24 protein-coding genes are annotated in these 24,435 nt (G+C 62.0%); 22 read left to right on the top strand and 2 right to left on the bottom strand.

Features of this window, described 5'->3' with window-relative positions; all coding sequences use genetic code 11:
• Positions 1 to 30 precede the first annotated feature (30 nt).
• The 8 genes from ACWAT4_RS30885 (at position 31) to ACWAT4_RS30850 (ending at position 8,743) form a co-directional block, all read left to right on the top strand.
• Complete coding sequence (locus ACWAT4_RS30885) at positions 31 to 822, top strand: ABC transporter ATP-binding protein (RefSeq protein ID WP_449728822.1); 792 nt, start codon at positions 31 to 33, stop codon at positions 820 to 822.
• Positions 823 to 832: 10 nt separating this feature from the next.
• Positions 833 to 1,696 (top strand): ABC transporter permease, encoded by an 864-nt coding sequence (locus ACWAT4_RS30880; protein WP_449728821.1) that lies wholly within the window; start codon positions 833 to 835, stop codon positions 1,694 to 1,696.
• Positions 1,697 to 1,785: 89 nt separating this feature from the next.
• On the top strand, positions 1,786 to 3,060 hold the full coding sequence (locus tag ACWAT4_RS30875) for an MFS transporter (protein WP_449728820.1): 1,275 nt from the start codon (positions 1,786 to 1,788) through the stop codon (positions 3,058 to 3,060).
• A gap of 7 nt (positions 3,061 to 3,067) precedes the next feature.
• The gene (locus ACWAT4_RS30870) at positions 3,068 to 4,240 is read left to right on the top strand and encodes a lactonase family protein (protein WP_449728819.1); all 1,173 of its coding nucleotides are present in this window, start codon (positions 3,068 to 3,070) and stop codon (positions 4,238 to 4,240) included.
• Between the two features lie 41 nt (positions 4,241 to 4,281).
• Positions 4,282 to 5,196 (top strand): NAD(P)-dependent oxidoreductase, encoded by a 915-nt coding sequence (locus tag ACWAT4_RS30865; RefSeq protein ID WP_449728818.1) that lies wholly within the window; start codon positions 4,282 to 4,284, stop codon positions 5,194 to 5,196.
• Entirely contained in the window at positions 5,196 to 6,890 is a 1,695-nt protein-coding gene (locus ACWAT4_RS30860; protein WP_449728817.1) for a dihydroxy-acid dehydratase, read from the top strand. Before ACWAT4_RS30865 ends, ACWAT4_RS30860 begins: the two co-directional genes overlap by 1 nt.
• Positions 6,887 to 7,672, top strand: a complete 786-nt coding sequence (locus ACWAT4_RS30855) for a fumarylacetoacetate hydrolase family protein (protein ID WP_449728816.1) — start codon at positions 6,887 to 6,889, stop codon at positions 7,670 to 7,672. Before ACWAT4_RS30860 ends, ACWAT4_RS30855 begins: the two co-directional genes overlap by 4 nt.
• Before the next feature lie 18 nt (positions 7,673 to 7,690).
• Positions 7,691 to 8,743 (top strand): Ldh family oxidoreductase, encoded by a 1,053-nt coding sequence (locus tag ACWAT4_RS30850; protein ID WP_449728815.1) that lies wholly within the window; start codon positions 7,691 to 7,693, stop codon positions 8,741 to 8,743.
• A gap of 72 nt (positions 8,744 to 8,815) precedes the next feature.
• Here ACWAT4_RS30850 and ACWAT4_RS30845 read toward each other — a convergent pair whose 3' ends face one another.
• Positions 8,816 to 9,562, bottom strand: a complete 747-nt coding sequence (locus ACWAT4_RS30845; RefSeq protein ID WP_449728814.1) for a GntR family transcriptional regulator — start codon at positions 9,560 to 9,562, stop codon at positions 8,816 to 8,818.
• 139 nt (positions 9,563 to 9,701) lie between these two features.
• Between ACWAT4_RS30845 and ACWAT4_RS30840 the strand changes: the two genes are divergently transcribed.
• From ACWAT4_RS30840 to ACWAT4_RS30790, 11 genes are all read left to right on the top strand, one after another.
• A complete protein-coding gene (locus ACWAT4_RS30840; RefSeq protein ID WP_449728813.1) occupies positions 9,702 to 10,883 on the top strand; it encodes a serine hydrolase domain-containing protein in 1,182 nt (393 codons plus the stop codon).
• A gap of 71 nt (positions 10,884 to 10,954) precedes the next feature.
• Positions 10,955 to 11,506: a YbhB/YbcL family Raf kinase inhibitor-like protein gene (locus ACWAT4_RS30835; protein ID WP_449728812.1), complete on the top strand. Its 552-nt coding sequence runs from the start codon at positions 10,955 to 10,957 to the stop codon at positions 11,504 to 11,506.
• Positions 11,507 to 11,562: 56 nt separating this feature from the next.
• Positions 11,563 to 12,177, top strand: a complete 615-nt coding sequence (locus ACWAT4_RS30830) for a glutathione S-transferase family protein (RefSeq protein WP_449728811.1) — start codon at positions 11,563 to 11,565, stop codon at positions 12,175 to 12,177.
• Positions 12,170 to 13,408 (top strand): CaiB/BaiF CoA transferase family protein, encoded by a 1,239-nt coding sequence (locus ACWAT4_RS30825; protein ID WP_449728810.1) that lies wholly within the window; start codon positions 12,170 to 12,172, stop codon positions 13,406 to 13,408. The genes ACWAT4_RS30830 and ACWAT4_RS30825 overlap by 8 nt, the downstream gene beginning before the upstream one ends.
• Positions 13,405 to 14,028, top strand: a complete 624-nt coding sequence (locus ACWAT4_RS30820) for a carboxymuconolactone decarboxylase family protein (RefSeq protein WP_449728809.1) — start codon at positions 13,405 to 13,407, stop codon at positions 14,026 to 14,028. Before ACWAT4_RS30825 ends, ACWAT4_RS30820 begins: the two co-directional genes overlap by 4 nt.
• Positions 14,025 to 14,912: an amidohydrolase family protein gene (locus ACWAT4_RS30815; protein ID WP_449728808.1), complete on the top strand. Its 888-nt coding sequence runs from the start codon at positions 14,025 to 14,027 to the stop codon at positions 14,910 to 14,912. Before ACWAT4_RS30820 ends, ACWAT4_RS30815 begins: the two co-directional genes overlap by 4 nt.
• Positions 14,909 to 15,700 (top strand): enoyl-CoA hydratase/isomerase family protein, encoded by a 792-nt coding sequence (locus ACWAT4_RS30810; RefSeq protein ID WP_449728807.1) that lies wholly within the window; start codon positions 14,909 to 14,911, stop codon positions 15,698 to 15,700. Before ACWAT4_RS30815 ends, ACWAT4_RS30810 begins: the two co-directional genes overlap by 4 nt.
• Before the next feature lie 131 nt (positions 15,701 to 15,831).
• Complete coding sequence (locus ACWAT4_RS30805; RefSeq protein WP_449728806.1) at positions 15,832 to 17,166, top strand: MFS transporter; 1,335 nt, start codon at positions 15,832 to 15,834, stop codon at positions 17,164 to 17,166.
• A gap of 32 nt (positions 17,167 to 17,198) precedes the next feature.
• Positions 17,199 to 18,047: an alpha/beta fold hydrolase gene (locus ACWAT4_RS30800; RefSeq protein ID WP_449728805.1), complete on the top strand. Its 849-nt coding sequence runs from the start codon at positions 17,199 to 17,201 to the stop codon at positions 18,045 to 18,047.
• Between the two features lie 92 nt (positions 18,048 to 18,139).
• Positions 18,140 to 18,586 (top strand): (2Fe-2S)-binding protein, encoded by a 447-nt coding sequence (locus tag ACWAT4_RS30795; protein WP_449728804.1) that lies wholly within the window; start codon positions 18,140 to 18,142, stop codon positions 18,584 to 18,586.
• A gap of 12 nt (positions 18,587 to 18,598) precedes the next feature.
• Positions 18,599 to 20,821: a xanthine dehydrogenase family protein molybdopterin-binding subunit gene (locus ACWAT4_RS30790; RefSeq protein ID WP_449728803.1), complete on the top strand. Its 2,223-nt coding sequence runs from the start codon at positions 18,599 to 18,601 to the stop codon at positions 20,819 to 20,821.
• A 116-nt stretch (positions 20,822 to 20,937) separates the two neighbouring features.
• Here ACWAT4_RS30790 and ACWAT4_RS30785 read toward each other — a convergent pair whose 3' ends face one another.
• Positions 20,938 to 21,564 (bottom strand): CGNR zinc finger domain-containing protein, encoded by a 627-nt coding sequence (locus ACWAT4_RS30785; protein WP_449728802.1) that lies wholly within the window; start codon positions 21,562 to 21,564, stop codon positions 20,938 to 20,940.
• 235 nt (positions 21,565 to 21,799) lie between these two features.
• On the opposite strand from ACWAT4_RS30785, the gene ACWAT4_RS30780 reads away from it, so the two are divergent.
• The 3 genes from ACWAT4_RS30780 to ACWAT4_RS30770 all read left to right on the top strand — a co-directional run bounded on the left by ACWAT4_RS30780 (position 21,800) and on the right by ACWAT4_RS30770 (position 24,386).
• Positions 21,800 to 22,525 carry an AzlC family ABC transporter permease gene (locus tag ACWAT4_RS30780; RefSeq protein WP_449728801.1) on the top strand — a complete coding sequence of 242 codons (726 nt, stop codon included), beginning with the start codon at positions 21,800 to 21,802 and terminating at the stop codon, positions 22,523 to 22,525.
• Entirely contained in the window at positions 22,518 to 22,823 is a 306-nt protein-coding gene (locus ACWAT4_RS30775; protein ID WP_449728800.1) for an AzlD domain-containing protein, read from the top strand. Before ACWAT4_RS30780 ends, ACWAT4_RS30775 begins: the two co-directional genes overlap by 8 nt.
• A gap of 675 nt (positions 22,824 to 23,498) precedes the next feature.
• A complete protein-coding gene (locus ACWAT4_RS30770) occupies positions 23,499 to 24,386 on the top strand; it encodes a LysR family transcriptional regulator (protein ID WP_449728799.1) in 888 nt (295 codons plus the stop codon).
• The last annotated feature ends 49 nt before the right edge of the window (positions 24,387 to 24,435 follow it).

The following is a 24,435-nucleotide window of genomic DNA, read 5'->3' as shown; positions in this document are numbered from 1 at the left end:
CCTCGGCCGCCTCGTATCGAAAGGACACCCATGTTGCCCGCAGTCGAGTTGAGCGGCGTCGCGCGCCGCTTCATCAAGCCGGACGGCGATATCCTGACGGCCCTGAACGGTTTCGACCTCTCGATCGCGCCTGGCGAATTCTGCGCGATCGTCGGGCCTACCGGTTGCGGCAAGTCGACGACCCTGGGCTTGATCGCAGGTCTCGCCCGTCCCCAGGCAGGCTCCGTGCAACTGTTCGGTGCGGAGGTCCGCGATGTGGACCGCCGGGTAGGGCTCGTCTTCCAGCAGGATGCCGTGTTTCCGTGGAAGAACGTCGTGCGGAACGTGGAAGCTGGGCCGCTCTTCCGCGGCATGAACAAGTCCAAGGCCCGGGAAATGGCCCTCGATTGGGTGCGCCGGGTCGGCCTTTCGGGATTTGAGGAGAGCCTGCCGCACCAATTGTCCGGCGGAATGCGCAAGCGCGTCGCGTTGGCGCAGACGTTCATCAACAAGCCCGAGGTGCTCTTGATGGACGAACCCTTTTCGGCGCTCGACGTCCAGACGCGCGAGCTCATGCAGGAAGAGCTCCTGAACCTATGGACCGAGAATCGCGCGGCGGTGCTGTTCGTCACGCACGATCTCGACGAGGCGATTCTGCTCGCTGACAAGGTCGCCGTCCTGACCACCCGGCCCGCGCAGATCAAGTCGATCTACGACATCGATCTGGAAAGGCCCCGGGCGATCGCGTCCCTGCGCTACGACGAACGCTTCATCGAAATCGCCCGCCGCATCTCGAAGGACCTCCGCGAGGAAGTCATGCGTGCCCGCGAAAAGCAGGCTTGAGGAGGATCCGATGAGCCTTGTCACGCAGACGGACGGGCCGCGCCCGGTCGCGGAAGCTCCCAGAACCGACGCCTTCGTCACCCTGGCCCGGCGACGGAAGCTCTTCATCCTCGTCATGCGCATCGCAGTTCTAGCCGTCATCCTCGGCGGGTGGGAGCTCGGCGTGCGCTTCAACCTCATCGATCCCTTCTTCTTCGGTAAGCCGAGCGGCATTGGCGAGAAACTCGTCGAGTGGATCACGGAAGGGACGTCGATCGGGCCTCTCTGGTACCAGATATGGGTCACGATCTATGAAGCGTGCGCCGGCTTTCTCATCGGTGCCGTTCTCGGGATCCTGTGCGGTGTCGCTCTCGGTCGAAACGAGCTGCTTTCGGACATCTTCTCGATCTACGTGAAGGTCGCGAATTCCATTCCGCGCGTGATCCTCGGTTCGATCTTTATCGTCGCCTTCGGTCTCGGAGCCGCCTCCAAGGTCGCACTCGCGGTCGTGATGGTGTTCTTCGTGGTGTTCGCGAACGCCTTCCAGGGGGTTCGGGAAGCCGACAAGACCCTGATCTCGAACGCGCGGGTGCTCGGTGCCTCCCGATGGCAGATCACGCGCTCAGTGGTCATACCGTCCGCAACATCGTGGATTCTTGCGAGCTTGCATGTCTCCTTCGGCTTCGCGCTGGTCGGCGCGATCGTCGGCGAATTCCTCGGTGCCAAACAAGGCGTCGGTCTTCTCATCGCAACGGCGCAGGGCGCGTTCGATGCCAACGGCGTCTTCGCCTCGATGATCGTCGTCGGCGCAGTCGCTCTGATCGCGGAGGCAATGCTCACCTGGCTCGAAGGCCGGCTGCTGAGCTGGCGCCCCGAGCGCGTGGCTGGAGAGTAAATCGAGAAGAGCGGCCCGATGAGGCCGCGCAGGGAAGCGCTATTTTCAGGGAGGAAGTGATGCAGAGGAAGCGGCTTTGGATTGCGTTGATGCTCTTCTCGTTGGCGATGCTCAACTACATCGACCGGGTCACGCTGTCGTTTGCGGCTTCTCCGATCGCCAAGGAATTCGGCCTCTCGCCGGTCGCCCTCGGCTACCTGTTTTCGTCCTTCCTGTGGACCTACACAATCTTCCTGATCCCGATGGGCATGCTCGTTGACAGGTTCGGGGCGAAGAAGGTCGCAGGCTTCGGACTGGCGCTTTGGTCGGCGGCGACCGCGGCGACCGGTATTGCCGGAAGTTTCCCCTCGCTACTTGCGACGCGTCTGGCGATGGGAGCCGGCGAGGCGACGAGCAACCCCGCCGGCGCCCGTGTGATCCGCGAGTGGATTCCTGCTTCGGAGCGGGGGATGACAAACGCGATCTTCAACAGCGGATCGTACGCGGGCCCGGCCGTCTGCGCCCTTGTGGCGGGCCCCATCATCGCAAGCTACGGCTGGCCGGCGCTGTTCTTCGTCGCCGGCGGCATCGGCTTCGTCTGGCTCGCTTGCTGGCTGGCGTGGTTCGCCCGTCCGGAAGACGCGACCTGGCTCGGTGAGGAGGAGCGTCAGAAGATCCTGAACGAGCGCGGTGCCAAGAAGTTCGACCTCGACGCCTCGGCGCCCAAGGTCGGCCTCATCGGTCTCCTACGCATGGGGCCCACGCTGTGGGGCCTGGCGCTCACCCAAGGATGCAACGTTTATTCTCAGTATCTCTTCCTGACCTGGATGCCGAGCTACCTTCAGGCGACGAAGGGGCTCACGATTGCCAAGACGGGCTTCTACGCTGCCATTCCTTACGCCGTGGCCGTGGTGCTCTGCATCTTCGTGGGGCGGATCAGCGACCGCTTGCTGAAGGGCGACGTCGGCGGCGGAAAGCGGCGGTACATGATCGCGTTTGCGATGCTGCTGGCCGCCATCATCCTATTCGCTCCGTTTGTCCAGGACGTTTGGCTCATCCTGGGTCTGATCGCCATCTCGCTCACCGGCGTCGCTTCGACAACGTCGTTGAACTTCGCTCTGCTCAACGATCTGCTCAAGCGTCCGCGCGACATCGGCGTGGCGATGGGCTTCCTCGTCGTTGGCGGCAACGTATTCGGCCTGATGGCGCCCATCGTGACGGGCTACGTCGTCGAAAGCACCGGCAACTACGACCGGGCCTTCATCATCGCCGGCGCACTGCTCGTGGTCGGCGCAACGTCCATCCTGACGCTCACGCGACGTCCGCTGGGCGACGATGCCGAAGTTCCCGCGGTCGTTTCGCGGAAGCTCGCGACGGAGGCCTAGAGGTCTCATGGACACGGTCGATCTCGAACGCCGCAACATCCTGCGGGGAGCATTGCTGATGACGATAGGTACAGCGACAACCCTTGGGGCTCCAGCGCAAGCGGCGGATGCACCTCGCTTTGCGCGGTTCGCCTATACGGGCTGCCGGACGACCAAGGAGCGCGGCGCGAGGGGGAAGGGCATCAACGTTTATGGCGTTGATCCCGCGACCGGCGCGTGGACCCACGTGCAACTCGTAGAGAACCTGGTCAACCCGTCCTTCCTGGCCTTCGATCGGGAGAAGCGCTTTCTCTACGCCGTGCACGGCGACTTCAGCGAGATCTCGTCCTTCCGGATCGATCGAGAGAATGGGAACCTATCGTTGATCAATCAGCAGTCGACCGGTGGCAAGAATCCCGTCCATCTGGTTGCCGATCCGACCAACCGCTTCATGATCGTTGCGAACTACGCGACGTCATCGCTTGCGGTTCTCCCACTCCGTCAGGATGGCGGTCTCGAGCCCCTGGTGCAGTTGCTGCAATTGCCTGGCAACGGTGGGCCGAACAAAGTCGAGCAGACGGGGCCGCATCCTCATCACGTCGTCTACGATCCATCGGGCCGCTTTCTCGTCGTCCCCGACAAGGGCGTCGATTGCGTATTCACGCTCGAATTCGATCCCGCGAAGCCGCTCCTGAAGCTCGCCGAACCTGGCTTCGCTGCGGCCCGGCCCGGGGCCGGCCCGAGGCATGCCTCGCACCACCCGAATTTGCCGTTCGTCTACGTGAACTACGAGCTGGATTCCTCGCTCAGCGTCAATCGCTTCGATCGTGCAACCGGCGCGATCACGCCGATCCAGATCGTCCCGTCGACGCCGGACTCCTTCGTGGGCGCCAACACCTCCGCCGAAGTTGAGGTCCATCCCTCTGGCCGCTTCGTTTACGTGTCCAACCGCGGCAGCGATTTGATCGGGATCTTCTCGATCGACGCCGCGTCAGGCCGTGTGACACCGGCCGGATGGAAGCCGAGCGGCGGTCGCGGGCCGCGCTTCATGACGATCGATCCGAGCGGAACGCTGCTCCACGCTGCCAACGAGCTCACCGATACGATCGCGACTTTCAAGATCGATCCCGAGACCGGTGCTCTTTCGCCGACCAGCCGCGTGATCGAGACGGGCAGTCCAACCTGCATTGCGTTTGCTTGACGACACAGCATGAATTCACCGCCTTGAAGAAGGAGCCACAGATGAAGATAGGCTTTGCAGGCCTCGGGCAGATGGGCCGCCCGATCGCACTGAATTTGCTGAAGTCGGGTACTACACTTGCGGTCACGGATCGCTCGTCCAAATCGTTCGCCGAATTCGAGAGCAAGGGAGCCGGCGCGTCCACCGAGCAGGCGACGATCTTCGACGCCGACGTCGTCTTCCTCTGTTTGCCCCACGACAAGGCGGTCGATGAGGTCGTCGCAGGCGAGGGTGGTTTCCTGACCCGTGCCCGCGCCGGCCAGATCGTCGTCGATCTGAGCACGATCACCTACAAGACGACCGTCTCCGCCGCGGAGAAGCTGGCATCGCGCGGCGTCCAATTCCTCGATGCGCCGATCTCCGGAATGGAAGCGCGCGCGATCGACGGAACCCTCACGGTGATGTGCGGTGGCGATCGTTCGGTGTTCGACAAGGTGAAGCCGCTCTTGGACCTGATCGGCAACAAGATTCTTTATATGGGTGGCCCCGGCAGCGGACAGCTCACGAAGCTCATCAATCAGCTCCTGTTCGACATCAATGCTGCGGCGCTCGCGGAGATCCTCCCGATGTCGAAGAAGATGGGGCTTGATCCCGATCTGATCGGCGAAGTCGTCAACAGCGGCACCGGCCGCAGCTACGCGTCGGAGTTCTTCATTCCCAGGATTCTGAAAGGGCATTTCGGCGACGGCTATCCGATGAAGCACGCCTACAAGGACCTGATCAGCGGTGCCGAATTGGGAGCCAATCTCTCGATCCCGATGCCGGTCCTCGCCGCGGCGACCGCGACCTACCAGATGGCGCTGCTGAAGGGACACGGCGACAAGGACAAGGGCGGAATGGTCACGGTGTTCGAAGAGTTGCTCGGCGTCGGCTACCGAAGTCAGGAAAGCGCGTCGGCAAAGTCAGGAGCGAGGTGATGGCTGATCACGGCATAGACAACGGACTTACCAACTACGGCGACAAAGACTTCGCCCGATTCCTGCGCCGCTCCTTCGCGCGGTCGATGGGACTGTCCCGCGAGATGCTCGCCAAGCCGATCGTCGGCATCGCGATGACGCCCTCGGGCTTCAACAATTGCCATCGCTATATGCCCGAACTGGTCGAGGCGGTCTCGCGCGGGGTGCTCGCTGCGGGCGCGCTGCCGCGGCCGTTTCCCACGGTCTCGCTCGGCGAGGTGTTCCTCAACCCGACAAGCATGATGTACCGCAACCTCATGGCGATGGACACCGAGGAGATGATCGGTGCGCAGCCGATGGACGCCGTCGTGCTCATCGGCGGTTGCGACAAGACCGTGCCCGCTCAGCTGATGGGCGCTGCGTCGGCCAATCTGCCGGCGATCCAGCTCGTCACGGGACCGATGATGACGGGACGGCACCGGGGACAGCGGTTGGGAGCCTGCACGGACTGCCGCGGCTTCTGGGCCAAATATCGTGCGGGGACCGTCGATAAGGACGAGATCGACACCGTCGAAGGCCGTCTCTCGGTGACCGCCGGGACCTGCGCCGTGATGGGCACGGCATCCACCATGGCCTGCATCGCCGAGACGCTGGGCATGTCCTTGCCGGGCACCGCCGCGATCCCCGCCGTGCACGCCGACCGCCTGGTCGCTGCGGAAGAGACCGGCAAGGTGGCCGTTCGCCTGATCAGCACCAAGATTTCGCCGCGCGACGTCATCACCCGCAAGTCGGTCGAGAATGCCTTCCGCGTGCTGCAGGCCGTGGGCGGTTCGACCAACGCGGTGGTGCATCTCACCGCCATCGCCGGCCGAATGGGCATCAAGATCCCGTTCTCACGCTTCAACGAACTTTCCGACGAGACCCCGGTCCTCGTCGATCTGAAGCCAGTCGGCGAAGGCTACATGGAGGACTTCCATGCCGCCGGCGGCATGGGCGCGCTGCTGCGCGAATTGAAGCCGCTGCTTCACCTGGACACCATCGACGTCGAAGGACGCACCCTCGGCGAGCGGTTGGAGGAGCCACTCGACTGGGTCAATCCGGCCGTGATCAGGCCCTTCAACGATCCGGTGTCGAAGGAGGGTGGCCTCGTCGCGCTGACGGGTAACCTTGCTCCGGATGGCGCCATCTTCAAGCGCGCCGCCGCCACGCCTGATCTGTTCGAGTCGGAGGGACGCGCCGTGGTCTTCGAAAGCCTCGAAGACCTGAGCAAGCGGATCGACGATCCGAACCTTGATGTGCGTCCGGATGACATCCTCGTGCTCCAGAACGCCGGACCGCACGCGGCGGGCATGCCGGAGGCCGGATACCTGCCGATCCCGAAGAAGCTGGCGCAGGCCGGCGTCAAGGACATGGTCCGCGTCTCGGATGCGCGCATGTCCGGAACGGCATTTGGATCGATCGTCCTGCATATCGCGCCGGAAGCTGCCGCCGGCGGTCCGCTCGCTGCCGCACGCAACGGCGACCGCATCAGGCTGTCAATCGCCAACAAGCGGATCGATCTTCTGGTCGATGACGCGGAGATCAAGCGGCGCCTGGCTGACCATCGCCCACCGCCTGCTCCCACTCGTGGCTACAAATCGCTGTACCGGCGCACGGTGCTGCAGGCGCCTGATGGCTGCGACTTCGACTTCCTCACGCAGGGCGGCTCACCATGACGACCCCGTTCGATCCCAATCCCGCTGCGCGCCTGCTCGCGCAGGTTTGGCATGGCTCGCAGCAGATCGCTGAACTGCCGGCGGACATCAGGCCGGCGAACATCGGCCAGGGTTACGACGTTCAGGACAGGCTGATCGAACTCCTAGGCGTGCCTGTCGTCGGTTGGAAGCTAGGCGTCGGCAGCGCCAAGCTGAAGCAACAATCCGGCGTCGGGCGGTCGATCGCCGGGCGCGTGCTTGGGCCTCGTCGCCATGAGCCAGGCGCCGAGGTCCGGCTTTCGTTCGCGGCCCCGGTCACGATCGAGTTCGAGATCGCGTTCGTTCTCGGCCGGGACATCGATCACGTCTTCACCGGAGATCCCAAGAGCGCGATCGCGGAAACGCGCGTCACGTTCGAACTGGTTATGGCGCGCTTCGTCGATCGCCGCTCCGTTGGGTGGCCGAGTTTCGCGGCTGACGACTCGGGCTTCGAGGCTTTGATCGTCGGCGAGCGCCTCGACGAGCGCCAGGTTCCGGAACTGCTGTCCTCACTCGTCGTGTCGGTGGACGGTCAGGAGAAGGCCCGGGCGGCGACGGGAGACGATGCGACCGATCCCTACGGAGCATTCGCCGATCTCGTTGCGATCGCCCGCGAGCGCAAGATGATCCTGCCGAAGGGAAGCATCATTTCCACGGGGTCGGCCTCGATGCCGTTCGCCGTATTGGCGCCGAAGGGTGAAGTCAATGCTTCGTATCTCGGAAAGAGGCTCGGCTTCTCGTTCCTCTCACCGGCGAACATCTAAGCGACGGAGAATAGTACGATGTCCACGGCCAAGATCGATCCTATCCGCCTGCTCAACTTCGCGACATCCGTCTACGTCGCGGCCGGGATGTCGCAGGACGACGCGCATCTGTGCGCAGATACCTTGGTCCAGGCGGACCTGTGGGGTCACCAATCCCACGGTGTGATGCGGCTGTCGTGGTATGCAGCCCGTCTAAAGGCCGGCGTTTGCGACCCGAAAGCCAAGCCCGAGCTGGTCGTCGACGCCGGCGGCCTTGCGCTGATCGACGGCCACGACGGCATGGGACAGGTGCTGACGGCGCGCGCCACCCAGGAGGCCATTCGACGCGCCAAGGCCCACGGCATCGCCGCCGTCGGGATCCGCAACTCCAACCATTTCGGAACGGCGCTCTACTTCACGCTGATGGCGGCGCGCGAGGGATGCGTCGCATTCCTTTCGACCAACGCTAGTCCGGCGATGGCCCCGTGGGGAGGCCGGAAGAAAACCGTCGGGACCAATCCGTGGTCGTGGGCCTGTCCGGCAGGGTCTCACGCGCCGATGGTGCTAGACATCGCCAACACCGGGGTTGCGCGTGGAAAGATCTATCTGGCGAAGCAGAAGGGCCAGTCGATTCCGGAAGGCTGGGCGCTCAACGCCGCGGGCGCACCGACGACCGATCCTGCCGAGGCCATCGAAGGGATCATCCTTCCGATGGCGCAGCACAAAGGGTACGCGATCGCACTGATGATGGACATGCTGTCCGGCGTGCTCACCGGCAGCGGCTTCGGTGCAGAGATCGCCGGCCCCTATCAGGCCGAACGACGCAGCCGCGCCGGGCAATTGATGATCGCGCTGAACATCGACGCCATGCAGCCTCTGGCGGAGTTCAATACGAGGATGGAAGAGTTGATTGCGCAGATCAAATCTGTGCCTCTCGCCCAAGGGTTCTCGGAGGTTTTCTATCCGGGAGAGATCGAAGCGCGCAATGACCTAAAGAATAGGCAGCAAGGCTTGTCTATTCCGGAAGACACCCTTGCCGACCTGCGCAAACTGGCAGCGGAATATGGGCTTCGAGAACACTTGCCGTTTTGAAAATCTTCAGGGCCGCAAATCGCACTATGGTCGTTGCAGGGACGAGACCCGGGCGCGGCTAAGGCCATCCGGCTATTTGATCTCCATTTCGATTCGCACGACGTCGCCACGGTAGGCGCCTTTCGAGACCAGAATGAGCCTTCCGTGCTGATCGACTGCCGAGCGGTCGATGAAGCAGAGTGGAGCATTCAGCGGTAGACCTAGCAACTCGGCGATCTCCATGTCAGCGCTGCCCACCGTTATTGTTTGTCGCGCTTGGGTGACACGAATGCCTGGGATGCTCGAGGCGAGGCGCATCGCCGTCAAGGAGTTGAATGCCGGCTTCGGCAACTTCGCGGCAAGTTTTGCGTCGATGTACACGTCGGCGAGCAGGAACGCCTCGCCATTCCGCGTATGACGCCGTTTCAGCAGGCGGTATCGCGGGGCGACGACGCCGATATCGTGCGGCCATACCGGCAAAGTATCGACGACGGAGTCGCGCAGCACCTCGATAGAGGCGCCTTCACGCGCGTTCAGCATGCCGCGCAGATCGGTTGTCACATCGAGCCGAACTTGCGCTTTGCCCCGCTCGGCGACGAACGTGCCCTTTGCCCGGTGCCGTGTGATGAGTCCCTCGGCCTCGAGAAGTCCGAGGGCCTGGCGGATCGTCGCCCGTGCAACCCCATGCTCAGCCATCAACTCTTCGATCGTGGGGATCTGTGATCCGGCTTGCCATCGGCCCGATTCGATGTAGCGGCGAAACAGGGTGGCGAGCTGGATGTAGAGCGCTACGGCGCTGCGGCTCAGCTGCGTTCGAGAATCGATTGGCACGGTCATCATTAATCCTAGCGCGCCGAACTCGCTCAAAACAAGATTGACAAAAGTCCGTACTTATGGACTTTATAGGGCGCCGCTGCTGGTCGGGGGCTTGCGGCGTGCAGTTTCAGGCACGTCCTTTAGGTGGAAAAAGAGGTTGCTCATGCATCGGCGTATTCTCGGTTCAATCGCACTTTTGCTGGCGACTTCAATTGGCTGTGAAGCATTGGCGGAGGTGCCGCCTTCGTTGCTGGCGGCGCGCAGAGCGAAGAGTGATGCGGCTCTTTCGCTGCTCGTATATCAGCACATCAATCAGCTGTTTGAGACGGAGCCTGTGAAAGCAGGCCCCAATGTGTGGGCCCTTGAGCATTCGCCTCTATCGCTTCAAGAATTTACCTATACGTACAACGGGAAAGCCTACGCTTGGGCGGATTTCCCCGAAAGAACCAAGGCTAACGCCGTCATCGTGCTGAAAGACGGGAAGATCGTGAGCGAAGTCTACAGAAACGGAAGCGGCCCAGACACGCGCTTCATCGCCTATTCAATGTCGAAATCGGTGACATCTGTCCTTACCGGTTTGGCGGTCGCGGACGGGCTGATCAAGGTCGACGATCAGGTCGTAGCGCACATTCCAGAACTGAAAGGCACCGCCTACGACGGCGTGACCATCCGGAACCTCTTGATGATGAGGTCTGGTGTGGACTGGTCGGAAGCATACGCACCCGGCACCGAACTGGACAAGGTGCGCGACGGGTCGACCAATCAGGCAATTCAATACTACGAGGACTACGCTTTCAAAGCGACCCGCGCCACAGAACCAGGAAGCAAGTTCAACTACTCCACGCTTGACGCCGGCGTATTGGGATGGGCTCTCGAAAGGGCCGTCAAGCGCCCAATCCCGGAGTACATGTCCGATCGTCTTTGGAAGTCGGCGGGAATGGAGTTCGACGGCTATTGGATGAAGGAGGGGCCCGAAGGCAAGCAGCGCCCTTGGTTCGGAGCCGGATTCAATTCGACCCTGCGAGACTTCGCGCGGTTCGGCCAGTTGATGGTTGACGGCGGCAAAGCTCGAAATCGACAGGTGGTCCCGTCCTCCTGGGTCGATCAGTCGACCAGCAACACTGACCACTCGAACTACATGTGGTTGTGGTGGCCGATCGCGGGAGTGGAAGGGGGCTTTGCCGGCCGAGGCACATATGGGCAGGCGCTCTTTGCCGATAGGACCAACAATACAGTGATCGTCGCGTTCAGCTATTGGCCGGCGAACGCCGACAACGCGCAGATTTCGGAAGAGCAGGCGTCTGTATTCAAGCAGGTGAGCGAAGCGCTGCGGGTGTCGCGATAGTTCGTGAAGGGATCGGCCGACCGATCGGACGGCGGCTCTTCGATCGGCATTTCGACACAACGGAGTTTCAGATGAACAAATATCTGCGTGCACCAATCGTGGGAGTCCTTCTGCTGAGCGCAACCGGAGTAACGGCTGCCTCCTCCTTCGAAGTGGCGAGCGAGGATGGCAAGACCGGCAAGCTCGGCCCCGATCATTTTGCCACGGTCATGGGCTGCATGGGCCAGAACATCTCTCCGCAGATCGCATGGTCGGGAGAGCCGGAAGGCACCAAGAGCTTCGCGGTGTCGATCTACGACCAGGATGCTCCGACCGGATCGGGATGGTGGCACTGGAGCGTCATCAACATCCCGGCGAGCGTCCACGAATTGGGACGAGGGGCGGGAAGCGACCCCTCGATACTTCCCGCGGGCGCGTTGCAGACCAATACCGATGCGGGCGTTCCAAGGTACGGCGGGCCATGTCCGCCTTCCGGCACCACGCACCGCTATACGATCACCGTGAAAGCCCTGAAGATTGACAAGCTGGAGGTGTCTCCGAACGCGACGGGGGCTCTCATCGGTCTCAGGACCAACATGAACAGCATCGGCGAAGCCAGGCTCGTTCTCACAGGGACGAGATAAAGCGCCGCCGCCCGTTGGTCGGTTGGTTTGTAACAACGCTCTGGCTGGTAACCGAGATGAAATTGCACTGGTCTCCGAAATCACCCTTCGTTCGCAAGGTGATGATCGCCGCCTACGAACTGGAGCTGGCCGACCGGATCGAACTGGTCCGTTCCGTGGCCGATATGAAGCGCCCCAACCCCGCGATCATGGCCGATAATCCGCTGGGCAAGATACCCACGTTGGTGCTCCCCGACGGACGGGCAGTCTTCGACTCCGGTGTCATATGCGACTATCTTGACGAGCTTGCTGGCGGCGACCGGTTGTTTCCCGCGCGCGGGCCTGACCGCTGGCAGGCGCTGGCGTGGCACGCGCTCGCAAGTGGCTTGCTCGATGTCCTCATCCTCTGGCGCAACGAACACGACAAGCCGGCCAGTCGGCAGACCACCGAATGGTTATCCGCCTTCTCGCTCAAGGTTGAAGCGACCCTCGATAAACTTGAAACGTTGGTCGATGACCTCAAGGCCGCACGCTTCGGTATCGGCCATATCGCCGTCGGCTGTGCGCTCGACTATCTCGATTTCAGGTTCGCAAATCTTGCTTGGCAGTCAGGGCGGCCAGCCCTTGCAGGATGGCAGGCCCAGTTTCAAGCCCGTCCTTCGGCCATAGCTACGAAAGCGAACAATGTTTAACGAGACATCGCGCCGGAACGCGCCGCTTTCCCATATTCGCGTTCTCGACCTTGGACGCATCATGGCAGCGCCGTGGGCGACCCAAATGTTTGCCGACCTTGGCGCCGAGGTGATCAAGATCGAGAGGCCCCGTGTCGGAGACGATACGCGCTCTTGGGGTCCCCCATTTCTCACCGACAAGGACGGCAACCGGACACAGGAGTCCGGCTACTATCTCTCCGTCAATCGCGGCAAGCGGTCGGTGACGGTCGACATCACCAAGCCCGAAGGGCAGGTGATCGTGCGCGAGATCGCCAAAACCGTCGACGTCGTGATCGAAAACTTCAAGGTTGGCGCGCTTGCCAAATATGGACTCGACGCCCAATCCCTGCGCGCGCTGAAGCCCGATCTCGTCTACTGCTCGGTAACGGGCTTCGGCCAAAGCGGCCCGCGGCGCGACCAGGCCGCTTATGACTTCGCAATTCAGGCCATGGGTGGCTTGATGAGTGTCACAGGCGAGCGCGACGACCTTCCGGGCGGCGGACCGCAGAAGGTGGGTGTGCCGGTCATCGACATGATGACCGGGATGTACGCCGCCGTCGCAATTCTTGCCGCGCTCGCTCGCCGCGCCGTAACGGGCGCAGGCGAGACGATTGATCTCGCCATGCTCGATGTGGCGTCCTCCTTCCTCGCAAATCAGGCGATGAACCATTTGATTTCCGGTCGCGTGCCACGGCGCGGGGGTAACCGTCATCCCAATATCCAGCCGCAGGACGTGTTCGCTTGCAGAAATGCCAAGTTTGTCCTCGCTGTCGGCAATGACCTCCAGTTCGCCAAGCTATGTGACGTCCTTGGCTGCCAGCCATGGGCAAAAGATCCGCGCTTCGCGACCAATGCCGGGCGCGTCGGTGCGGAGGCAGAACTGACGAGCCTGCTGTCCGAGGTGTTTGCCTCTTGGGAACGAGAGAAATTGCTTGCCGCACTCGACGCTGCCGGCGTTCCGGCGGCCCCGATCAACACTGTTCCGGAAGTATTTGCCGACCCGCAGATAATCCACCGCGGAATGCTAATGCATCTCCGGCACCCGTCGGGGTTTGTGCCGCAGGTGATCAGCCCGATGAAGTTCGTCGACGCGCCTCTGACCTTCGATCGTGCACCGCCGCTTCTTGGCGCCGATACCGGTGCCGTCTTAGCGGAGATCGGTATTGATGTGCGCGAGCAGGAGTGCCTCGCGGCGGCGGAGGTCATATGAGTGCGATCGCCGGCCAAGATCATGCGCGCATTCCCTTGCTCGCATTGACTGAGATGACGCCCGAGCAGCGGCGTGTCTACGACAAAGTGGTATCCGGTCCGCGTGGTCGCCTCATCGGGCCGCTACGCGCCGCAATGCAAAGCCCCGAACTTGCAGGCCGGTGGTCGGATCTTGGTGAATTCCTTCGCTTCCAGACCTGCCTGCCTGCGCGCCTGAGTGAACTTGCCATCATTTCGGTCGGTCGACGCTGGACTGCGCAGGTCGAGTGGTGGGTGCATGCACGCACCGCGATTGAGGCCGGACTGTCCAGCACGGTCGTCGAGGCCATTCGCGACATCGCATCGCCCGTGTTCAACGATCGCGCTGACTTCGAGGTCTACGAATTCACCCGCGAGCTGCAGACGACCGGTCAGGTCAGCGAGGCAACTTATGCGGCGGTCATGCAACGTTGGGGCGCTCGCGGTGCCGTGGAGCTGACAGCGGTGATCGGGTATTACACGATGGTGTCGATGACGCTGAACGCGCATCGTATTCCCGTGCCCGAAACGCATGAGCCGCTACCCGAGGTCGGTGCACTCGTGGATCTGCCGCCGGCGAGGCTGCGTGAGGGACACTCATGACAATCGCAGCGACAGTCTCTGCTCCCGGAGTGTCAGCACCGCGCCGACGTCTACCGCCTGACGCCTGCGACGCCCATTCTCACGTGTTTGGACCGCTCGACCGATTTCCGCCGGTTGAAGCATCTCACTATGCACTACCTGATGCGTCGCCGGACGTTCACGCCCGGATTCGCGCGACGCTCGGCATCGCGCGCGGTGTCCTCGTACAGCCCGCTCCCTATGCTGACGATCCATCCGCCATCCTTGATGCATTGTTGCAATCGAATGGCGCCTTGAGAGGCATTGCCGTCGCGACCGCGAACGCTCCTGACGAAGTTATCGCGAGCTGGGTTGCGGCCGGAATTGTCGGTCTGCGCTTTACCGAGATGCGTACGCCCGGGGGAGAACGCTATCCCGGCACCGTGGGGTTCGATGTGTTGCGCACGTTGGCGTCGCGGATGCGCCAACACGGGCTCCACGCGCAGCTTTGGGCCAGTGCAGAATCACTCGCTGCCGAACTGCCTGATCTCGTGCGGCTCGGCGTGCCGCTGGTGCTCGATCACATGGCCTGTCCGTCGCTCGATCGCGGCGGTGCCGATCCGGCACTCGACAGGATCCTCGATGTCTCCCGCTCTGAAAACATTTGGGTGAAGCTTGCGATCTGTCGCGTCTCGAAGAGACCGCCGAGCTTCGCAGACGTGCGGACGGTTCACGATGCCTTCATTGACGCAGCGGCCGACCGCTGCCTTTGGGGCTCTGACTGGCCCTACGTGCGAATGTCGCTGGCGCCGGATGCGGGCCGTTTGCTCGATCTGTTTCTTGAGTGGACCGCAGACGCAACGATGCAGCAGCGAATTCTGGTCGAAAATCCCGCGCGGCTCTACGGCTTTGGAGGTGAGAAATGACGATCAAGGGACTGGAAGACGTCACGAAGTTTCGTGTCGACATCGCTGATCACGTGGCAGTCGTGACGATAGCGGCGCCGCCCGTGAATTCTCAGGATCGTCGTTTCCGCGAGGAATGCATCAAGATCTTCGACGTACTGGGAGCTGACACGGCTGTTCGTGCGATCATCTTGACGGGTGAGGGAAAGGCATTTTCGGCAGGCGCGGATCTTTCGGAGCGGCCGGCGCTCCTCGCCGAACCAGGTGGCTACTCGCGTCACAACCGCCTCGTCCGTGCTTCCTTCGACTGCGTCATGGAGTGCCCGAAGCCGGTGATTGCGGCGGTCAACGGCGCGGCGGTCGGTGCTGGATGCGTCCTGGCCCTGGTCTGCGACATTGTCTTGGTCGCCGAGGAGGCATTCATGTCGATGACCGAGGTTGACTATGGTCTCGCGGGCGGCGTGCGCCATGTGTTGCGTTCGCTTAGTCCGTCCGACGCGCGCCTGATGATCTACACGGCGAAACGCATCAGCGGCCCCGAACTCTATCGGATGAATGCTGCCTCTGTTTGTGTTCCTCGCGATCGCCTTCTCGACGAGGCGAAGACGATAGCCCGAACGATCGCGGAGAAGGTGCCGCTCGCCGTTGTGGCAGCCAAGCGGTCCTTCGGGCTTACCGAGGAGATGCCGTTGCGCGATGGCTACCGTTACGAGCAGGGCCAGACGGCGGCTCTTGCCGAGACCGAAGATACAAAGGAAGCACTTGCCGCGTTCCGCGAGAAGCGCAAGCCAGTGTTTAAGGGCCGTTGAACCGGGGAATCTTGCTCGGCTGATCGTCTGTTGCCGTTTGCGCTTCGGCTCCAACGGCAACCGTCGCGGGTCTCCGCGGCTTTTGCGAACGAACCAATAAATGTTTTCACAGGGTGAGGAGACCTCCGGACATGCAGCAGGTGCAATCGCCTGAACTGGCGCGCGAAGCAGACGTGCTATTTCGCAAGGTCTTCTGGCGCACGATACCTGTTCTCGTCGTGAGCTATATCATCGCTTTCGTGGACCGAGGGAATGTCGGCTTCGCGAAACTGCAGTTCATGGGAGATCTGGGATTTACGGAGGCTGTGTTTGGCCTCGGAGCAGGTCTCTTCTATCTCGGATACTCCCTGTTCGAAGTACCCAGCAATCTGATGTTGGCCAGGGTGGGAGCCCGTCTCACTCTACTACGGATCATGGTTCTGTGGGGACTATGCTCCGCCGCTTTGGCGCTGATGACCTCTGCGACCCACTTCTACGTCCTTCGCTTTCTGCTCGGTGCGGCCGAAGCGGGCTTTTTCCCCGGTGTCCTGTTCTATCTCACAACGTGGATTCCGGCGTCGCGGCGCGCACGGTTCACCGCGATGTTCATGTCTGCCATTGGCATCTCCGGATTGATCAGCGGCCCAATTTCCGGAGCGATCATGCACGGCTTCGAGGGCGTGGCGGGCTTGCGGGGTTGGCAGTGGATGTTCGTCGTCGAGGCGCTGCCGGCATGCATGATGGGTGTCATCGTGTACTTCAGCCTCGCGGACACGCCGGGGTCTGCGACATGGTTGTCCCCACGCGAGCGCCAGATAGTCGAGACGGAGCTTGTCAGCGAGGCGTCTGACCCGCGGATCGAGCGGCATTCGTCGTTTCGCGGCGCCTTGACCGACCTGAGGTTTTACAGCCTCGTCGCCATGTCGATCTGTCTCATTGCTGGTGGCGCAGGTGTGTCCCTCTGGTTGCCGACGATCGTGAAACAGGCCGGTGTCGATAACGTCTGGTACATTGGATTGCTGTCTGCAATTCCGTGGGCTATCGCAATTACCGGCCAGCAGATTTGGGCCAAGCACTCCGACAGGACCGGAGAGCGTCGGTGGCACGCGGCGATACCCGCCTTCATGGCGGGGTTCGGGTGGATCTTGGCGCCCTCGATGCAATCGAGCGTGCCCCTTTCACTGGCGACACTCACGATCATCGCGACGGGCTATCTCTGCGCGACAGGGCCATATTGGGCCATGCCAACCCGTGTGCTGTCAGGCTCGGCCGCAGCCGGAGGCATCGCAATCATCACAACAGCCGGAAGCCTTGCTGCTTTCTTTGCCCCTGTGATTGTCGGTTCGCTGGCGGCCACCTCGGGATCCCTTGCTCTCGGCAACTACTTCTACGGGGTCGTGATGATGATTGGCTCCATCGTCTTGATCTTGGGAACGAGGTCCGTGCAGCCAAACAAGGTCGTGGCCGCGTTAACTCCCGGCGAATAGCGGCATGTCGTACGAGCTCGGAACGAAAACCCATGATCAAAACAATCTTGCGCGGCGGAATCATAATGACCAATTTGCTACTGCAATTCGCGGTCGCTTCGGCAACTGACGCACCAACGCGGCATCTCGTAGATGCGGGAGTCGCTCGGATCGACGTAATCGCGGAAGGCCGCGGGCCGTTGATCGTGTTGATCCCATCCACAGGGCGCGGTTCGTCGGATTTCGACGTGCTGGCGGTGGAACTTGCCAACGAAGGCTACCGTGTCCTGCGCCCCCAGCCGCGAGGGATTGACGGCAGCGTTGGGCCAATGGAGGGCGTCAGCTTCCACGATTTCGCCAACGACATCGCGAGCGTTATCAGAGATGAAGGCGGGGGGCCGGCCGTCGTCGCGGGACACGCCTATGGCAATTGGATCGCGCGGACGGTCGCGGCCGATCACCCGGAACTCGTTCGTGGCCTCGTGCTGATCGCACCCGGAGCAAAGAAATGGCCGCGCGAACTCAGCGATGCGATCATGACGATCAATGATGCCAGCGCACCCACATCGAAGCGGTTGAAAGCGCTGCAGCTTGCATTCTTCGCACCAGGCAACGACGCGTCGTCCTGGCTCGAAGGCTGGCATGCGCGCGTGACGGAGAGCCAGCGAGTTGCTCGCCAGAACACGCAGACGGACTCGTGGTGGACGGCGGGCAAAGCTCCGATCCTGGAATTGCAAGCCGAGAATGATCCTTTTCGGCCGCCTGGTACGAGTGACGAGCTGGCAAAGGAACTGGGAGATCGCGTTGCTGTCGTCGTCGTACCCAACGCCAGTCACGCGCTTCCTGCGGAAAAACCAGCAGCCGTAGTCCAAGCGATCTCGGCGTGGATGCGAAAGCTTTGAGCTTCTCCGTCGATCCGAAGCTGTTGGCGCCGACTGAGCGGACCGTGCTTAGCCACCTTACCTGAAACAAACTCATCTTTCTGGAGTCTCTCGTGCAAGTAAACATCAATGGGACTAACCGCCAAGTGTCGTCCGAGCCGGATACTCCGTTGCTTTGGGTCATCCGCGACGAACTGGGGCTGACTGGGACGAAGTATGGATGTGGGGCGGCGCAGTGCGGCGCTTGCACCGTGTGGATCGACGGAGAGGTCACACGTTCATGTGTGACAGCATTGGAAGACGTTGCGGGCAAAGCAGTCACTACGATTGAAGCGATCTCCGAGGATCCCGTCGGGCGCCGTGTTGTGGAAGCCTGGGTAGCCAATCAAGTGCCTCAGTGTGGCTACTGTCAGTCCGGGCAAGTGATGGCCGCCACCGCCTTGTTGAAGCAAGTGCCGAAGCCGGTCGACGCCGATATCGCCGCTGCGATGGTCAATCTCTGTCGCTGCGGGACTTACAATGCGATTGCCGCCGCCGTGCGGCAGGCCGCGCAAGCGTAAAAGGGGCGCGGTATGGGCAATGTTGATTTTGACGTGAAACTCATCTCAGGCCAGGGCGCGGTCAATCTGTCTCGACGGGGGTTCTTGGGCACCTCGGTCGGTGCGCTGGTGCTTGCAGTCGGGCTGCCCGGTGCTGGAGCCTTTGCGAAGGACGAAGCGGTGAAGCCTGGCACGCGAGTCCCCGCGTTCCTGGAAATCCGCCCCGATGGATCAGTTCTCCTGCGTAGTCCGTTTGTGGAAGGGGGCCAGGGAATTGCCACGGCGATGGCACAGATCGTGGGTGAAGAGCTCGACGTCGATCCTGCCCTGTTTACTGTTGAATGCGCTCCGCCAGGCTCGGACTATCTGGTCATCAATGGCTTTCGCCTCACGGGAGGCAGTCTGTCGGTGCGATCGAGCTACGAGATGATGCGGCGGCTCGGAGCATCCGCACGCCAAATGCTGCTGCAAGCCGCGTCCACCCGCTTGAACGTGCCGGTAGCGAGCTTGTCCACGGTGCCGGGCCAAGTGCGCCATTTGGCCTCGAACCGGATGCTCGGCTATGGCGCGCTGGCCGCGGAGGCCATCGCGCTGCCTGTGCCGGGGGACGCGCCTTTGCGCGCCGACGGCGATTTTCGCTGGATCGGGAAGCCTGTCGCTCGGCTCGACGTGCGCGCCAAATCCACAGGCAAGTTGGTCTACGCCATCGACCTCGCTGTCGACGGCATGCTTCAGGCTGCCGTGCAGCACGCTCCGCGTCTTGGGTGCCAGCCCGAAAGTCTCGACAATGAGGCGGCGGTGCGACGCATGCCGGGCGTCCATTCGATTCATCGCCTTCCAGGCGCCGTCGCGGTGGTTGCCGACAGATGGTGGCGCGCTCGCCGTGCGGCCGAAAGCCTTCAGGTCCGTTGGGCGGAGGCGGCGCCAGGCACTCGCGACGCGATGCCGGCCGATTTCTCCTCAGAAAAAATGCGATCGACGCTGGCGGCCGCTCCTGGCCCAGGTATCTCTGCCGAGAAGGACGGAGATACTGCCTCCGCGCTGGGCACCTCCTCGCGAGTGATCGAGGCGATTTACGACGCGCCCTATCTGGCACATGCCCAACTGGAGCCACCATCCGCGATCGCGCGTTGGAACTCAGACGATACGCTCGAGGTTTGGGTCCCGAACCAGGCGCCTGAACGATTCCAACGCGTCGCCGCAGATACTGCCGGCATCCCGCCAGAGAAGGTGATCCTGCATTCGCCGATGCTGGGAGGGTTCTTCGGGCGTCATCTGCATCCACCGGCCAACCCGTTTGTGCAGGCCATCTTGCTGGCTAAAGCGGTCGGGCAACCAGTGAAGGTGATCTGGTCTCGTGAGGAGGAGTTTCTGCGCGATGTGCTGCGTCCCATGGGTCTCGTGCGGTTTCGCGCAGGTTTGGATGCGCAGGGCCTGCCAGTCGCGTTGGAGGCTGAGGCGGTCGGCGAGGGGCCGTTCGGCCGTTGGTCCGGCCGTAAGCCGGAAGCGGCCGACAATTCTGCCGTCGAGGGTATCAAGGACAAACCTTATGCCATCCCGAACCGCCGAGTTGCGCATGTACCCCTGCAGCATCCAGCAGTGATCGGCTACTGGCGCTCCGTCGGACACTCTATGAACGATTTCTTCTATGAGAGCTTCCTTGACGAGATCGCAGTTGCTGGTGGACATGATCCTTACGAGCTCCGTCTGCGGCTACTTGCCGACAAACCTCGGCAAAAGAACCTCTTGGAAGCGGTCGGTGCCTTGTCGGGCGGATGGAAGCGGGGGCCGTTCGCGGCTGCGGACGGCAGCCGGCGCGCTCGCGGCGTGGCCATGGCATCGCCATTTCGCTCCGAGGTCGCGACGATTGCAGAAGTCTCACTGAACGGTGGCAGCGTCGCGGTGCACGACATTTGGGTCGCAATCGATCCAGGACGAATTATCAATCCCGCGATCATTGAGTTGCAGGTCAAGTCGGCGGTAGCGCTGGGCCTATCATCGGCGCTTCTCGAGGAATTCATATTTGTGGAGGGTCGACCGCAGGCGCGTAACTTCGATGGCTATTCCATCCTTCCACCGCAGCTCATGCCGCGTGTCCACGTGAAGGCAATCGAGAGCGGCGCCGCACTGGGCGGCGTTGGTGAACCGGGGCTGCCGGGCGTGCCACCTGCCGTAGCCAACGCGGTCGCTGCGCTGACAGGACAGCGTGTGCGTACCCTGCCGCTCTCGAAGACACAATTCCGGACCACGGGCTGAGGAAGTGTAGGCCAACCCTTTGGTCAGAGCGCGCACGACGTCATATTGCGCATGGCGGGTTGGGCCGGTACAGGCCAGAACGACGGCTTGGTCACCAAAGATCGCTAGATGCAGAGTTATGACTTTATTCGAGACGCGGCCTTGGGGCGACGCTTCGCATATGCGCGCCGCGCCCTTTCCCTATTGCCGCATACTTCGCTCGAGCACCACAGACGCGTGCGGTTCGGACTTTCGTCGACGTAGAACCACCCACAGCCTTCGGCATGGCAACACCCAATCCGGTTCGCATCAGTCGATGTAAGGACCGCGGTGAGCGACCATAAGATCGGCCACAGAGGCTCATGCAGATTGTCACCGCCCAGCGCATACGTGTATCCGCCCCTGTGCCTCGAAACCGGCGGCTGAGAAGGTAATCGCGCGATCATGGCATTGAGAAGTTCCAGGTCAGGCGGCTCGTCCTCGCGCAGTGCGTCAGCCATCCTCCAGATCTCAGCACGCAATGCGAGAGCGTCAGACATCATCTTTGGCGCCGCGGTAGGAGTGACCTTGGCGAGGGTACGAAGGCGAGCGGCCGTTCGTGACGTCAAGGTGCCTCGCCGCACACTCCAGGAGACGAATGAGTTGTAATCCGGGATGAGTTCCTGAGGCTCGCTCGACGTTCGCCAATCCAGTGTATTGGCGAAATCGAGACAAACGCGCCCTCCAAAGAACTGGGTGGCAGCTCGCAGCGGATCTCGTGACATCGAGTTCGGAAAGGTGAATGCGAGGGATGCACATTATAGAAGATCGCAAGGAAGTCTAGTGTAGTACGCGGGTGGCAGAAGCTTTGAACGCTCGGCAGGTTTTTGAGAGGTTGATGCGATGCCGGCGCCGGGCAACTTAACAAATCATCTTTCCTGGCGATTCGGATTAAGGTAGGGCGCGGTTTTCTGCCGCTGGACGCACCTTGACACCAGCGCCTGACTTGGCAATCATCTAATGGCTATGACCATTAGATCAAATGCATTAGCTAAGCTTGAACCCCGTCTTTCTCATGCGGGGATACGACGCGGCTGCGTCGACGCGCTGCCGTTCCTCCTGACCAATGGTGTGGCAGGTATCGTGATGGGTGTGGCTTATCGCAGCAATGGGGTCGGTTTTGTACCGGCAACGCTGTTGAGCATCTTCGTCTACTCCGCAACCGCGCAGGCAGTGACGCTTGGTATGTGGGCGGCTGGATCTTCCTTTATCCCCATCGCGGTAGCTTGCATTGCAACCAACGCCCGCTACCTCGTAATGGGCGTTCATCTGCACCAGGCCTTTGGCAGGCTCAGGAAGCGCGCGATGTTGCCGATCCTGTTTCTACTCGCGGACGCTTCATGGCTGATGACCAGCGCCGATTCAGAGCGCAACGGAGCCGATGCAGGTTATCTGTGTGGGGCAGGCATTCCTATGGCGGTCGGGTGGATCGGGGGGACTGTGATCGGCTACGATCTACCCCTGGCGCCGGGTGGCCCCTTGATGGCGGCTGCCGCGCTGCTACCCGCTGCCTTTATCGTCACCCTCCTGCCCGGTCAGTGGCGGGGCCGCCGGTCGATCTACGCATGGTCTTTGGCCGCCGTGTCCGCGGCGTTTGTGTCTCTGTATCTGCCATCGAGCTGGGCGATGCTCATAGGTGGCGCCATCGGAACCGCGGTTAGCATGAGGAGTGGCGATAATGCTTGATTGGCCGACCCTCTCCATGATCGTCGGCCTAGGGACCGTGAGTTACGCAATGCGTGCCGGAGGTTTCCTCGCCGCGGGCCTCATCCGTGAGCAAGGCATCACCGCCAAGTTTTTTCGTTTGGCCCCGGGTAATCTTTTCGTTGCGTTTGTCGCGTCCGCCTGCTCCGAGGGTGGCCTGCCAAGCATTGTCGGATGCGCAGGTGCATTCGGCGTCATGGTGTTGATCCGGAAAGAGTGGGCTGCATTGGCCGCTGGCTTTGTCATGGCGGCCACGGTTGCCGCTCTACGGCCGCAATGAGGCACGGGTAGATGCAATAAACGTTCGGGCCCGAAAAGTTGTGTGGAGGGCGCACGCAATCTCAAGCGACGGGCTGAGGAGCGGTAGGCCATCCCTTTGGCGTGAGTTCAGCAATTTCGCCAACGATTGCGCTGCTTTTTCGTAGGCTTCGCGTCGCGCGGCTCCTATGGGATGACGTATCTCAGCTCTCCGCTTCGTCACGCCGCGCGCCGCGATCATTCCTACATCCACGCGCATCACGTCAGAGACGCTGTTCGTCTAAAACGAGCTGTTTCTACTTTTTTTGAACGTTTGGAAGTTCGTACCCGTCTCGACCAGAGGCGGCTTGGTCAAATGCCTTGCCGGACCAGACCAAAGTTTCATCTGCTGGAATGGGCAGCCAATTTGCGTCAGGTCCCCGATGCTAGTTCGCTTTTCGACATCAGGAACGTCGATCGAGCCATCGGTGCTGGGCTACGATTTCCGATCCCGTAGCGATCGATCGGGTTGTATGTGCTCGCTTCCTTCGGAAGGGATGCAGCGATCCATTCCGCATCCCGGCGCTGCTTTCATCGCTTGCTCGCCGCTGCTCAAAACTGTTATCCCACGCGCCATCATCATGGTCATGCCCCGTCACGCTCGATCTCACTCCGACGTGAATTCGCGGCCTGCCGTGCCGCAGAAACGGCTTTTCATTTGAACTGGGACGACCTCAAATATGTCCTCGCCGTTGCCAGGCACGGCTCACTGTCGGCGGCGGCGCGTCAGCTGCGCGCGACCCAGCCGACCGTCGGCCGTCGAGTCGCCGCGTTGGAAGCTCGACTTGGCGTGAAGCTGTTTCGCCGCTTGCCTGGAAGGTTCGTTCTGACGGCGGCCGGAGAAACCATTCTCGCCAGGCTCGAGCGCATTGAGGGGGAGGTGTTGGCGATCGAGCGGACTGTTGCCGGCCGCGATGCCGGTCCCATGGGCCTCGTGCGCGTGACGGCAGCGGAGTGGTTTTGCGTGCGATTGCTGGCGCCGCTGTGCAACGAACTGTCGCAAGCCTATCCAGGTTTGAGTGTGGAGCTGATCGGCGAGCCGCGTGCCGCGAATCTCGCGCGCCGCGATGCCGATATCGCCTTTCGGTTCGTTCGGTTCGAGCAGAAAGAGGTGATCCAGAAGCGTCTCGGCCGCCTCGCGTTCGGCCTCTACGCAGCGCCGCGTTATCTCGACCAACGCGGCGTGCCGGAGATCGCCGACGGCTTCAAGGGGCATGCGATCATCGCCATGCGTGCGGAGGCCGGGCCGGTCGCGGATCTCGCCTGGCTCGGCGAGATTGCGTATGCGGCGACCATCGTCTTGCGCACCGATAGCCGCGAGGCGCAGGCGCGGGCGGCGGTGGCGGGTCTCGGGCTCGCGTGCCTGCCGCGCGTTCTCGGCGATGACATGGGCGGGCTCGCTCGGCTGAAGGTGTCCATCCCCGAGCGCGAGATTTGGATGGGCATACACGCAGATTCCCGCGCAATCACGCGTGTACAGGTCACAGCGCAGATGTTCGCAGCCGGCATCCGCAAGCGCTCCGGCGGACTTAGGCCGCAAAAATAAATGTATAGGTCCCAAACAAGGATCGGCAATTTCCCGTGATCCCGTTTTC

The organism is Bradyrhizobium sp. T-1 (genome assembly GCF_053592855.1).
The sequence above is the reverse complement of the archived record's forward strand: the minus strand, read 5'-3'. Positions and strand labels throughout refer to the sequence as shown.